Below are 13,279 nucleotides of genomic sequence, written 5' to 3'. Positions count from 1 at the left end.
ATTTTCCTCCCATCAGTCCTTTTCGATCACACCGATCTTGTTAAACGGGTAATAACGGAAGATCGCTTTTGCGAGAACTTTTTCTTTTTTCACATAGGTATTCTGCCAGAATCGGGAGTCTTTCGACCAGTTCCGGTTATCCCCCAGCATAAAATAGCTGTCTTCCGGCACATAATACGGACCATAATCCCCTTCCGGTGTCTCCGGCAGGTAAGGCTCGTCCAGCGGTGTCTCAGAGTCATTGATATAGACTTTTCCGTCAATGATCTGTACTTTATCTCCCGGAAGTCCGATCACCCGCTTGATATACAGCTGACTCTCATCATCCGGAAACTTGAAGATCGCAATATCCCCTCTCTGCGGCTCGCCGAACTCATATGACAGCCGGCTTCCGAAAATCCGGTCGCCCGTCATGATCGTATCTTCCATCGATGCCGAAGGAATGACAGCATTGATCAGCACATAATTTTTCATCACCCAGACTGTTATCAGAACGAACACGATCATGATAATATCTTCCATAAGCTCTCTTTTCAGACTCTTTTTCGGTTTCTTTTTTCCAGTAGTTTCTTCTCCGCCTATTCTCTCTTCTGTCATGATTTACCCTTCTTTCTCTCGCCCTCTGTGATCCGTTCCAGTTCTTTGGGAAGCGGTGCTGTAAAACATTTTCCAGACAGCGTTTCCAGTGCTCCGGACATCTGTGGAAATTCCACCTGCCATGCATGCAAAAACTGGCGTTTCAGACCATATTCCTGCTTCAGTCCTGCATTCCACCGGGCGTTTCCGTACTTTGGATCTCCCGCCAGCGGATAACCGAGACTTGCCAGATGGCAGCGGATCTGATGCGATTTTCCGGTGATTAGCTCCACTTTTAAAAGCGTCTCCTGCCCGTTGCTCCAGACCGGCTCCCAGGCGGTCTCAATCGGAGAACTTCCGGGCATCTGCCTGGTGCTGACTTTCACCTGATTCGTCTTTGTATCTTTACACAGCCATGCTTTCTGATGCCCCGGCTGATCGACCTTTCCGAGCACCAGTGCCAGATAGTATTTTTTCATCGTTCGCAGTTTCAGTGCTTCGGATAATGCCTGCAGCCCCGCAAGGCTCTTTCCGCACAGCACCAGCCCGCTGGTATTCCGGTCCAGCCGGTTACACGGAGCCGGATGAAAAGTCTCTAACTCCTGTTCACTGATTGCTCCCGTATCCAGCAGATACCTCTGAAAATACTCCACCAGTGACTGATCCGACGGTTTTGCTTTCTGTGACAGCATCCCTGCCGGTTTGTTGACCATCGCCACATGTTCATCCTCATAGATCACATCCAGTTTCACACCGGGAGTTTTCTTTCGGGAGACCGCCGGTGTTTTCTGTGTCCCGCGGAACTTCTCAATTGTCTCTTCCGCCAGGTACAGCCGGATACAGTCGCCCTGTTTCAGCATTTCTTTCCCGTCTGCCTTTTTTTCATTTAACAAAATATTCTTCTTCCGAAGCATCTTATACAAGAACCCAGAACCGGCTTCCGGAAAATACTTTTTCAGGTATTTGTCCATCCGCTGACCGGCTTCATTTTTTCCGATTGTCAGATCTCTCATATATTTTCTTTTCCCTTACAAAGAAATCGCCAGGATCGTATGTTTGATCAGCTGATCTCTGGACAGATCCGGATACCGCTCATCCGGTTTGAAAGAAATATTCTGCTCCAGTTCCTGTTTGTGTGCGTTCAGATAATCCATCCGTTCCAGATAGGTTTTCAGTTCTTTGAACACTTTCACTTCTACTTTATAACCGTTCTGTTTCAGGATGCCCCGCACATGATCCTCGATAAACTGTGTGGAACCATCCATATGGCTGGTGTAGCCGATGACCTTGTTGCCGCACACCGCAAAGCTTTCCACAAATACACTCTTCTCATAAGTGGTCAGGTAAGTCTCATAAGTCACTTCCAGCTCACCCTCATGTGCCTGGATCTTTTTATAGACTTTCGCATCCATCGGTTTCTGCAGCCACATCATGATCATATTCACCAGAGCACGGCACGCCGGAAGGCAGCCTACCATGGCAATGACGGTAATAATATTTTTCTTGGTTCCCGTGATGAGAAACGCTGCCAGAAATGCCGCCAGAGGAATCAGAAACAAAACTACCGTTGTCAACAGTCGTTTTTTCTTCTCATATCGAATGTATCCATAATCACCTTTTTTTACTTTTTTCATGCTTTATCCTTTCTGTTACCGTTTTTTATGCACGTTACGGATGGTCTTTTTCTTACCCGCATGCTGCTTTTGCTGTCTGCCATTCGGCTGTTGACTCTGATTTAGATTTCCTCTTCCATTTTTTCTGTTCTTTCCTGCGGAGCCTGTCTGTGTTTTCAGATTTTCAACCTTCTGTGCCCGTCTGCCGTCATACGGACGGATCAGGCACTTCGGACCGAATCCGATCAGATCCTGTCTTCCTGCCTTGATCAGCGCTTCCTCCACCAGTTTCCGATTCTCCGGACGCCGGTACTGGATCAGCGCCCTCTGCATGTTTTTCTCATGCGGATTGACCGGTACATACACCTTCTCCATCGTCCGCGGATCCAGTCCCGTATAATACATACAGGTGGAGATCGTCGACGGTGTCGGATAAAAATCCTGTACCTGCTCCGGCATAAATCCCATATCCCGGATATATTCTGCCAGTTCCACCGCCTCTTTCAGTCCGCATCCCGGATGGGAAGACATAAAATAAGGAACCGCATACTGTTCTTTCCCGCTTTTTTTACAGCAGGCATAATACTGTTTTAAAAATTCCTGGTAGACTTTATGGGATGGTTTTCCCATTTTTTCCAGGACTTTGTCCGCCACATGTTCCGGTGCCACCCTCAACTGCCCGCTCACATGATAATCCGCCAGTTCCTGTAAGAAATGGCTCTTCGGATCCGCCAGCACATAGTCAAAACGGATGCCCGAACGGATAAATACTTTCTTCACTTTCGGAACCTTCCGAAGCTTTCGAAGCAGGGTAAGATAATCCGAATGATCCGCGATCAGATTCTTACACGGTGTCGGAAACAGACATTGACGGTTCGTACAGGCTCCTTTAGTCAGCTGCTTTTTACACGCCGGCTGACGGAAATCTGCCGTAGGACCGCCCACATCGTGAATATACCCCTTAAAATCAGGATCTTTCGTCATCTCGACTGCTTCTTCTAACAGCGATTCGTGGCTTCGAACCTGCACGATCCGCCCCTGATGAAAGGTCAGTGCACAGAAATTACAGCCGCCGAAACATCCACGGTTACTGGTAAGACTGAACTTGATCTCCTCAATCGCCGGGATCCCGCCTTTTTTTTCATACATCGGATGATACGTCCGCATAAACGGCAGATGATATACATCGTCCATCTCCTGCTCGCTCAGCGGATACGCCGGCGGATTCTGTACCACATACCCCTGATTGCCGTAATCTTCTATCAGAACCTTTGCCTGATACGGGTCGGTGTTCTGATGCTGGATACCGAAGCTTCTTGCATACTGCTCTTTCTTTTCTTTGATTTCTTCAAAGGATGGCAGATACAGCGGTTCCGGTATATGTTCCACACTCTTGCAGCGGTACACCGTTCCCCGGATAAATGTGATATCTTTCACATCCAGTCCGGAAGCCAGCGCATCCGCGATCTCAATGATCGAATGTTCTCCCATGCCGTAAGAGATCAGATCCGCCCCGGAATCCAGCAGTACGCTTCGTTTCACCTGATCGGACCAGTAATCGTAATGCCCCAGTCTCCGAAGGCTCGCCTCAATACCGCCCAGGATGATCGGCGTCTTTTTATACGTTCTGCGGATCAGATTGCCGTAGACGATCACTGCCCGGTCCGGCCGGTGTCCCATCTCTCCACCCGGAGAATAGGAGTCTTTTTGTCTGTGTTTTTTGGATACGGTATAATGATTTACCATAGAATCCATATTTCCGGCAGATACGAGGAATCCAAGACGCGGTTCGCCGAACACCTGAACGCTTTCCGGATCTTTCCAGTCCGGCTGGGCGATCATTCCCACCGAGTATCCCCGGCTTTCTAACAGGCGACAGATGATCGCCGCTCCGAAAGAAGAATGATCCACATAAGCGTCTCCGCACACATAGACAAAATCCGGCTGTTCAATTCCTCTCTCCCGGCATTCTTCCATCGTCACCGGCAAAAACTGTCCGCTCATGGCTGCATCCTTTCTCTTGGTATCTCATCATAACTTTCTATATAATAATCCGCAAGTTTTTTCTTTTCTTCCCGCTGGTTGGCGCTGAAGGTATCTTCTACCGCACAGACGCGCATACCGGCATTTTTTCCTGCCAGAATGCCCATCGGAACATCCTCGAAGACCAGACATTCTTCCGGTTTTACTCCCAGTGTCTCTGCCACCATAAGATAAATATCCGGGGCAGGTTTCCCTTTCGGAACTTCGCAGCAGGTATGTACGGATTCCAGATATTCCCGGATCCCCTGTGCTTTCAGGACAGTCTCAACCAGCTCGATTCCGTTGGAACTTGCGATTCCTGTACGGATCCCCTGCTGTCTCAGCCACACCAGAAACTCTCTTGCTCCCGGCTTCAGTGGCACTTCGTGGGTATATTTATCCCTTGCCATATCCATCCAGGTGCTCTTGATTTCTTCCAGACTCTCCTGGATGGCAAACCGTTCCTTAAAGTACACGGCTGTCTCGGAGAGGCTCATTCCTTCAATCTCTTTTTGCAGTTCCGACGGTAATTCATATCCATACCGCCCCAGATATTCGATATCGATGTCCTTCCACATCCACATCGAATCCACCAGTGTGCCGTCCAGATCAAACAGCACTGCTTTGATATTTTCTAACATATATAATAATCCTTTATAACTATTCAGTACCTTCACAGTTACGAATCAAAATGCAATGAAAATCACCTTCGGTGATGGCATTTTGGCTTGTATGTCTCTGGATTTTGGCATATTCATGCCAAAACATCTCGCGGAATATACCTTACTGAATAGTTACTCTTTCTGTTCTGTATCAATGAATTCCAAGCGCTTTCCGCTCGTCTTCCCGCAGTTCCCGGTAAACGCCTTTTGGCAGATCCTCGCCGAGTACAAGTGGTCCCATCGTCATCCGTTTCAGGTAGATTACCTGTTTGCCTCTTGCCTGAAACATCCGTTTCACCTGATGAAAACGCCCCTCATGTATCGTCAGCAGGATCTCGGAAACATCCGCGCTCTCTAAAATCTCAAGCTTCGCCGGGAGTGTCTTCGTCTCATCCCCGATATCCACGCCCTGTAAAAACGCTTCCTGATCTTCTGCTACCACTTTTCCGTCAATCCTTGCATAATAGGTCTTGTCCACATGTTTTTTCGGAGACAGCAGCCGGTGTGCGAGATCTCCGTCGTTCGTCAGCAGTAACAATCCCTCCGTATCTTTGTCAAGCCGTCCCACCGGGAACAGGTCTTTGCGAAGTCCCTCCGGCAACAATTCCAGTACGGTCTGATCCCGGTTATCGGTGGTCGCCGACACGTAACCCGCCGGTTTGTGAAGCAGCAGATACCGGTATTTTTCATAGCAGATTTCTTTTCCCGCCACGCACACGCGGTCCTGCCCTGTGGTGATCTTCAATTCCGGCTTTTTCGCCTTTTCCCCGTTGACCTCCACCTGACCTTTACGGATCATCTGCTTCACCTCACTTCTGGTTCCACAGCCCATATCCGCCAGGTATTTATCCAAACGAATGGTTTTGCTCATTTTTCTCTCCTTATTGCCAGCGCCAGCCCGCATAATATTTGTTTTTCAGGCTTCCGTTGGCAAGTTTTCCCCAGCCAAGCGGATAGCCGTCCACGCAGACCAACTGCCAGCCTTTTTGTTTCTTCAGATCCAGATCCGATACATCCAGCGTTTCTCCTTTCAGATAACGGATCACCCGCGGATCTTCCCGGTTCAGATGGATCCGGTTCTCCCCGTTTCCATCGAGTGCCATCGCCAGTGCCTGGTATGGCTCAAACCGCTTTTTCTTGCAGTCGCCGAGATACAGCCCGGTGCGAAGATACCGCAGATTTTCCGGCATGCCGTCTTTCTTTCCGAGTGCGTACAGCCGGTCCTCCCGCAGATAATACTGCCATTCTTTCCTGTACATGCCCCAGGCTTCCAGAAATTCTTTTGCTTCCGCAGGAAGTTCCGAACTTCTTTTCGTTGTGTTTTTCCGTTTTCCCGGCTCTCCCTCTTTTTCCAGTAACGCCAGAAAATGTCCTTCCCCGTTCATGCGGTGTGGAAAAATCCGCACACAGTCTTCCAGCCCTCTGCGTCCTTTGGCAAATCCTTCGTACGGCGCGCAGGGGATCAGTTTCATCTCCGGTCTCTGTTCCAGGAGATACTGAATCGTTCCCTCATTTTCCAGCTCACTGAACGTACAGGTGGAATACATAAGTTTCCCTCCCGGTCGCAGCATATCTGCCGCATCCAGAATGATCTCCCGCTGGAGTTTGCTGTAATATTCCGGTCCCTGCTGTTCCCAGTCCGCCATCATCCGCGGCTCTTTCCGGAACATTCCTTCTCCGGAACACGGCGCATCCACCAGAATCTTGTCAAAAAATTCCGGCAGCACCTTCGCCAGCTTCTCCGAGGTCTCGCTGGTCACATAAATATTGGGGATTCCCATCAGTTCCAGATTCTTTAACAGCGCTTTCGCCCTGCTGTTGCTGATATCGTTTGCCAGAAGCAGTCCTTCCCCGTTCAGTCTCGCGCCAAGTTCGGTCGCTTTTCCTCCCGGTGCCGCACACAGATCCAGCACATAATCACCGGGTTCGGGAGCCAGACGGTTGGCAGGTGTCATCGCGCTCGGTTCCTGCAGATAATACAGTCCCGCGTAATAATACGGATCTTTCGCCGGTGTCTCCTCCCCGTAAGTATACCCGTTATCGATCCACGGAATCCGTTTCAGCAAGAAAGGTGTCCGAGCCAGGAACTCCTCCCCCGTCACCTTTCTTCGATTCAGACGTAACCCGTTCTCCGGCTGTCTGTCATAACTTTCTGTAAATGCTTGATATTCATCCCCCAGAAGTGTTTCCATCTCCTTCTGGAATTTCTCAGGTAAGTGCATCTGTGTTCTTCCTTTTTATCGTAATCGTGATTTTGATACTCATTGATACTCATTTGATACCACGGATTGCTCCGCAGCTTTGCTGATATCTACAGGTTCTGATCCCATCCCTCGCTCGTCACTGCCTGGGCGCAATACCCTTCTGCAATGATATCCAGCTGTTGATGGAAACGTTTGAGCTGCTGCAAGTCGTTGGATGCATAGATCCGGTAAAACTCATCCTGTATCTTTTCCACCTCTCTGCGGTTGGACTTCTGATACAGATTTTCAATATTCTGTAAAATGTCCATCACCAGATTCCGCTGCATCAGAGACGAGTTCTGTGCGTTCATGATCTCGTTTCGCACGGAAGACATCTCACTGTCCAGCGCAATGATCGCCTGCGCTGCGTTGGCAAGCCGCTCTTTGACATGCGGCGGGATGTTTGTCTTATATTTGTACTGCAAAGAATGTTCAATCGTCGCCCAGAAATTCATCGCCATCGTCCGGATCTGGATCTCTGCCTGGATCTTCTTTGGTCCATTCAACGTCTCCACGTGATAATAAATGACCAGATGGTAACTGCGATAGCCGCTCTCTTTCTGGTGTGCAATATAATCTTTGATACATTTGATTTCCATGTCAGAACGACCGGCGATCAGATCCGAAACTCGCTGGATATCTTCCACAAACTGACAGATGATCCGGATGCCGGCGATATCTTCTACCTGTTCTTCCATTTCCTCAAACGGAATTTTCTTTCGTTTCATTTTTTCCAGAATACTGGTAATGCTTTTTACACGCCCTGTGACCTGTTCGATGGGAGAATACAATCCCCGTTCCCTGTGCTCCAGACTCAGATGCTGGAACTTTTCCACCAGTTCTGTCACTGCCTGTTCGTAGGGACTGAGTATTTCACGCCATAATTGTATTTCCATGTTAACCTCTCCTTATTCTGTCGTCATAATCTAGTCTCTTTCGTACATTATATCGTGATTTCATCACTCCATAATTTCGCCGTTCGCCAAGAGTGAGCAAGCTCCCTCTGGCTCTCTTGCGCTCATTATATCATGATTCGCACCTTCGGTGCTTGACGCTGCTTTCGCAGCTATCATGGTCGCCATTCACCGCTCCCGATGAACAAACTTCGTTTGTTCCCACTCGCTAACGTTCATTATATCATACTTTTTCCTTCAGGAAAACTTCTCTTGCATTTCCATTTTCCCCATCCTATATATCCTATGCTCTCTCCCCGACTCTCAGAACTACAATTGTAACGTTTTTTTATTTCAGAGAAAAAGGCTGCCGCGCCGCGACAGCCCCCTCCTTTTTATTTTTCTGTATTTTTATTTACTGAATCGTATTCATTTTCTCCAGTGTGCGTACCAGATACTTCCACATCTTTTTGGTCGATGGGATCGACAGTTTTTCCTCTGTGGTGTGGATATCGATCATGGTCGGTCCGAAGGATACGCAATCCAGTCCTTCGATCTTGTCGTAGAACAGACCACATTCCAGACCTGCATGGATCGCTTTTACTGCCGGTTTCTCACCAAACAATTCTTCGTACACATCCACCATCAGATCTCTCATCTGAGAATCCTTTTTATACTCCCATGCCGGATAGTCACCCTGTTCTTCGTAAGAACCGCCCAGGAATTCTGTCAGATACTGTAATTTTGCGGACAGATGTTCTTTGGCGCTTCCCACAGAGCTTCTCACACTGCTGGTGGAATATAATGCATCTTTTCCCAGTTTCAAGATACCAAGATTGCTGGAAGTCTCTACCAGTCCTTCGATCTCACCGCTCATTTTCTCGATGCCGAACGGTACATGCACCAGATAGAAGACTACTTTTTCTTTGCTGACCATAGAAAGTGCTTCCACCGTCTCTTCTTTTCCCGGTGTCACGGAAATGGTGATTCCTTCATCACTTCCCGCATATTCTGCACGAAGTTCTGCCTGCAGTTTTTCCGCAACAGCTTTTACTTCTTCCACATCCTCTGCATCTGTTACGATGGCTGCTTTACAGCTTCTTGTAATCGCATTGTCTTTGGTTCCGCCGGACAGGTCTTTGATGCTGTATCCGATCTTCTGTCCCAGTTCATAGAGGAACAGTCCCATTAATTTATTGGCATTGGCACGGTTTTTATCAATCTCTGCTCCGGAATGGCCGCCGTTCAGACCGTCGATCAGAACTTCTGTCACCACGCCTTCCATCTTCTGATATTCTACCGGGATCCGGCTGGTTCCGCTTAAGCCTCCGGCACAGCTGATCCACAGATATCCCTCTTCCTCGGAGTCCATATTGATCATGTGGGTTCCTTTCAGAACAGAAGCATCCAGTGCCTTTGCACCCAACAGACCAATCTCTTCATCGGTAGTGATCACACACTCCAGCGCCGGATGTTTTAACGTGTCATCATCCAGAACTGCCAGCATATAGGCAACTGCAATCCCGTCATCACCGCCCAGTGTCGTACCATCTGCTGTGATATAATCTCCTTCGATCTGCAATTTCAGACCGTCTTTCATGAAATCATGATCCGAATCCGGTGTTTTCTCTGCAACCATGTCACAGTGACCCTGTAAGATCGTAATCGGTGCATCTTCGTAACCTGCGGTCGCATCTTTATAGATAACTACATTGTAGGATTCATCCTGATAATATTTCAGATTTCTTTCTTTTGCAAAAGAAACAAGATAATTACTGATCTCTTTCATATTCGTGGATCCGTGTGGGATCTCACACAGTTTTTCGAAAAAGTGAAATACTTTTTCCGGTTTTAATCCTTCTAATACTGCCATTTGTTCTAACCTCCTGCGATCTGACGCGCTCCGTTCACGACGTCAGTTTTTCAGCCGAACACCTTACCCCGTCGGCCACAATACAATTATTTTATGATAAATACATTCAAAAATCAAGGCATATATATAATCAAACACCGATGTCTCACTAAAGGAGCTGCCCATGCGATCCGGAATCTTATGCACCCTTCTTTTTTTCGTTTTTGTCTATCTGCTTCGCTTTCCCGAAGATGCCTTCCAGGCTTCCGCCTCCGGTGTGACGCTCTGGTTTTTTCATGTGCTGCCGTCACTGCTTCCGTTTATGATTCTCTCCGACTTTTTTATCCATACCGGTCTGGCTTCCGTCCTTCTTCAGAAAACAAAGGGAATTTTCCGTTTTCTGTTCGGTCTGTCCATGTACGGATCCTATGCTTTTCTGCTTGGGCTCTTCTGCGGTTATCCCATGGGATCCAAACTGACCGCCGATCTGTTTGCCGAGGGAAAAATCACGAAAAGTGAAGCTCAGTACCTCTTAACGATCTGCAACAATCCGGGACCGATGTTTGTAAGTTCCTACCTTCTCGTAGATACTTTACACCTCTCCCATGCTGCCGGGCACACATTTCTGATCCTGTATCTTTCTTTGTTCCTGACTTCCCTGATTTTTCGTCTGCTCCTGAAACCGGACTGCCGGGATCTCACAACCGCTCCCGTATCTCCATCATCGGAATCGTTCCGAAAGTCTGTCAGTCATATGATTGATGCTTCTATCATGCATGCATTTGAAACCATCACAAAGCTGGGCGGTTATATCATCCTGTTTTCCATCCTGGCTTCCCTGGTCGTACGCTGCAGTTCCCCGGTACCCGTTCTCTCCGTATTTCTCACCGGATTTACGGAAATGACCACCGGAATCGCTCTCGTCGGTGCTTCCTCTTTGAAATTATCCTGGCGCTATCTTCTGTCCCTGACCTTCGCCTCTTTCGGCGGACTTTCCTGTATAGCGCAAACAAGGGGAATGCTCGTCGGCACCCCCCTCTCTATTCGTACTTATATTGCGGGCAAAACCGTCCATGCGGTCTGTACCCTGTTTGTTGGCTGGCTCTTACTCTTCGTCCAGATCTTCCACTGAAGTTTCTGCTTCTGCGGTCTCTTCTGTATCCACTGCATCCGCGCCGGATACCTGAGGTGCCAGTTCGGATCTGTTCTGTTTTACTACATCGTAGCAGCTCTGAATAGACGCCATGTAATTTCTGTATTTTTCACCGGATTCGTTGATTGCGGTAGCAAGGATCTGCTCCATATTTGCCATCATATCATCGGTGTATGAGATTGCACTCAGACGGATATTGTTTGCATCCATCGTTGCTTCATCCAGAATCTGCTGTGCCTGTTTGTTTGCATTTGCAATGGTCTCATTTGCCTGTGCATATGCCTGCTGCATGATTTCATGCTGGCTTACCATCTCTTTGGTCTTTGCCTGTGCTTCCGCGATCAGGCTGTCAGATTTTGCCTGTGCATCTGCCAGGATCGCATCTTTATTGCTGATGATCTTCTGATATCTTTTGATCTCATCCGGTGTTTTCAGACGAAGTTCTCTTAACAGTTCTTCCAGCTCTTCTTTATTGACAACAATCTTGGTTGTAGATAACGGCTGATATTTACAGCTCTCTACAAATTCTTCGATTTCTTCAATAATCTGTTCAATTCTGCTGCTCATCTTTCTTCTCTCCTTATCAGTAAGTTCCTGTTTTTCTATTTTTTAAATTTTTTATGTACCTCATCCATCACAAATTCCGGTACAAATTTGGAAATATCACCGCCGAACGCTGCCACTTCCTTTACTGTTGTTGAACTGAGATAAGCGTACTCCAGACTGGTTGTCAGAAACATCGTATCCACATCCGGTGCCAGCACACGATTGGTCTGTGCCATCTGCAGCTCATATTCAAAATCTGTGATTGCCCGAAGGCCACGGATAATCACTTTCGCTTCACACTGTCTGGCAAAATCCACCGACAGTCCGCTGAATGCGACAATCTCCACATTGGGCAGATCTCTGGTCGCTTCGTTTAATATTCTAACACGTTCTTCCACAGAAAACAACGGACTTTTTGTAGAATTGTGTAAAACGCCCACAATCACCTTGTCAAAAAGCGCCGCGCCCCGTGATATTACATCTAAATGTCCATTTGTAACCGGATCAAACGAACCGGGATAAACAGCAGTTGTCATAATTCTCCTCTTTTTTTCAGAAATACATGCTGATTCGTCTTGTATTTCTTTTCTTTTATGATTTCATAGCCGAGAGCTTCCGCCTGCTCCCAGGTAACGTCAAGAGACTCTTCGATAATGATTCTTGTCTCTTCATCGACCAACGTAGTTCCCTGCAGCGCTTCCAGCACCTGAAACTCCAGACCTTTGCCATATGGCGGATCCATAAAAATCCAGGAGAACGCTTCTTCCCCGTTCAGTTTCCGCACTGCCGATACCACATCTGTCACTAGCAGAGTCGCGCTGTCTTTGAGTCTGGTAAATGCCAGATTCTCCCGGATACATTCCGCTGCCTTTCTCTGTTGTTCCACAAATACACAACAAGAAGCACCGCGGCTCAACGCCTCGATGCCAATGCCACCGCTTCCCGCAAACAGATCCAGAAATCTGCTGTCTGCGATGAATGGCTGAATCATATTAAATAATGTCTCTTTGATCCGGTCAGTGGTCGGTCTTGTGTCCATACCTTCGATGGTTTTCAGACGCAGACTACGCGCCTTTCCCGCAATTACTCTCATATCGTTCTGTTTTCTTCCTTAACTATTCTTATATCTGGCTTCTCCAGTCCAGGTCACCTCTGTCCAGTCCCAGAATCAGAGATTCTGCCGTTGCAATGTTGGTTGCTACCGGAATATTATACTGATCACAGCAGCTTGCAATCTGGTACACGTTCGGTTCCTTCGGACTTGTCATATTCGGATTATGAAATAAAATCACCAGATCCATGGCGTTTCTCTCAATCATCGCCATAAACTGTTTGTCTCCGCCCACGGATCCTGCCAGGAACTTGTGCACTCTCAGATTGGTAACTTCCTCAATTCTCCGGCCGGTAGTGCCCGTTGCGTATATTTCATGTTTTCCCAAAATTCCTTTATACGCAATACAAAAATCTTCAATCAATGTTTTTTTGCTGTTATGCGCAATAATTCCAATGTTCATGCTCTAACCCGCCCTCTCATCCAAATTTAGCTTTATTATATCAAATCACTAGGTTATCTGCAATTGTTTTTGTAAGTTTGTACCAAAAAATCTAAGGTTATCCAGTATTTGCAAAAATTTCTAGTGTTATTTTTTTCTTCCGTCACATACTAACAGCGTAACAACAAGTTACACAAAAACCTATAAGTCAAGGAGGAAACCAATC

14 protein-coding genes are annotated in these 13,279 nt (G+C 47.5%); 1 reads left to right on the top strand and 13 read right to left on the bottom strand.

Annotated elements, in window-relative coordinates; genetic code table 11:
- Positions 1-12: 12 nt before the first annotated feature.
- The 9 genes from lepB to ETP43_RS06745 form a co-directional block, all read right to left on the bottom strand.
- The gene (lepB, locus tag ETP43_RS06785) at positions 13-597 is read right to left on the bottom strand and encodes a signal peptidase I (RefSeq protein ID WP_243114211.1); all 585 of its coding nucleotides are present in this window, start codon (positions 595-597) and stop codon (positions 13-15) included.
- The gene (locus ETP43_RS06780) at positions 594-1,589 is read right to left on the bottom strand and encodes an RluA family pseudouridine synthase (RefSeq protein WP_129257485.1); all 996 of its coding nucleotides are present in this window, start codon (positions 1,587-1,589) and stop codon (positions 594-596) included. The genes lepB and ETP43_RS06780 overlap by 4 nt, the downstream gene beginning before the upstream one ends.
- A gap of 15 nt (positions 1,590-1,604) precedes the next feature.
- Positions 1,605-2,210: a hypothetical protein gene (locus tag ETP43_RS06775; protein ID WP_129257484.1), complete on the bottom strand. Its 606-nt coding sequence runs from the start codon at positions 2,208-2,210 to the stop codon at positions 1,605-1,607.
- 15 nt (positions 2,211-2,225) lie between these two features.
- A complete protein-coding gene (locus tag ETP43_RS06770; protein WP_129257483.1) occupies positions 2,226-4,193 on the bottom strand; it encodes a YgiQ family radical SAM protein in 1,968 nt (655 codons plus the stop codon).
- Entirely contained in the window at positions 4,190-4,852 is a 663-nt protein-coding gene (locus ETP43_RS06765) for an HAD family hydrolase (protein WP_129257482.1), read from the bottom strand. Before ETP43_RS06765 ends, ETP43_RS06770 begins: the two co-directional genes overlap by 4 nt.
- A 172-nt stretch (positions 4,853-5,024) precedes the next feature.
- Complete coding sequence (locus tag ETP43_RS06760; protein WP_129257481.1) at positions 5,025-5,744, bottom strand: pseudouridine synthase; 720 nt, start codon at positions 5,742-5,744, stop codon at positions 5,025-5,027.
- Between the two features lie 10 nt (positions 5,745-5,754).
- Positions 5,755-7,095 carry an RsmB/NOP family class I SAM-dependent RNA methyltransferase gene (locus ETP43_RS06755; protein WP_129257480.1) on the bottom strand — a complete coding sequence of 447 codons (1,341 nt, stop codon included), beginning with the start codon at positions 7,093-7,095 and terminating at the stop codon, positions 5,755-5,757.
- 89 nt (positions 7,096-7,184) lie between these two features.
- The gene (locus ETP43_RS06750; protein ID WP_022400355.1) at positions 7,185-8,012 is read right to left on the bottom strand and encodes a GTP pyrophosphokinase; all 828 of its coding nucleotides are present in this window, start codon (positions 8,010-8,012) and stop codon (positions 7,185-7,187) included.
- A 412-nt stretch (positions 8,013-8,424) separates the two neighbouring features.
- The gene (locus ETP43_RS06745) at positions 8,425-9,882 is read right to left on the bottom strand and encodes an aminoacyl-histidine dipeptidase (protein WP_129257479.1); all 1,458 of its coding nucleotides are present in this window, start codon (positions 9,880-9,882) and stop codon (positions 8,425-8,427) included.
- Positions 9,883-10,045: 163 nt separating this feature from the next.
- Here ETP43_RS06745 and ETP43_RS06740 point away from each other — a divergent pair, with 163 nt between their 5' ends.
- On the top strand, positions 10,046-10,993 hold the full coding sequence (locus tag ETP43_RS06740) for a sporulation protein (RefSeq protein ID WP_129257478.1): 948 nt from the start codon (positions 10,046-10,048) through the stop codon (positions 10,991-10,993).
- On the opposite strand, the gene ETP43_RS06735 is transcribed toward ETP43_RS06740, so the two are convergent.
- From ETP43_RS06735 to ETP43_RS06720, 4 genes are read right to left on the bottom strand one after another with little or no spacing between them, the layout of a single operon-like run.
- Positions 10,967-11,581, bottom strand: coding sequence for a hypothetical protein (locus ETP43_RS06735; RefSeq protein ID WP_022400358.1), 615 nt, complete (start codon positions 11,579-11,581; stop codon positions 10,967-10,969). The two genes, ETP43_RS06740 and ETP43_RS06735, sit on opposite strands and share 27 nt — an antisense overlap.
- Before the next feature lie 35 nt (positions 11,582-11,616).
- Positions 11,617-12,096 carry a pantetheine-phosphate adenylyltransferase gene (coaD, locus tag ETP43_RS06730; RefSeq protein WP_022400359.1) on the bottom strand — a complete coding sequence of 160 codons (480 nt, stop codon included), beginning with the start codon at positions 12,094-12,096 and terminating at the stop codon, positions 11,617-11,619.
- Positions 12,093-12,653 carry a 16S rRNA (guanine(966)-N(2))-methyltransferase RsmD gene (gene rsmD / locus ETP43_RS06725; RefSeq protein ID WP_129257477.1) on the bottom strand — a complete coding sequence of 187 codons (561 nt, stop codon included), beginning with the start codon at positions 12,651-12,653 and terminating at the stop codon, positions 12,093-12,095. Before rsmD ends, coaD begins: the two co-directional genes overlap by 4 nt.
- 28 nt (positions 12,654-12,681) lie before the next feature.
- Complete coding sequence (locus tag ETP43_RS06720; protein WP_022400361.1) at positions 12,682-13,074, bottom strand: methylglyoxal synthase; 393 nt, start codon at positions 13,072-13,074, stop codon at positions 12,682-12,684.
- Between the last annotated feature and the right edge of the window lie 205 nt (positions 13,075-13,279).

The organism is Blautia faecicola (assembly GCF_004123145.1).
Taxonomy (GTDB): Bacteria; Bacillota; Clostridia; order Lachnospirales; family Lachnospiraceae; genus Oliverpabstia; species Oliverpabstia faecicola.
Note: the sequence above shows the minus strand (reverse complement) of the source record. Positions and strands in the feature narration are given on the sequence as shown.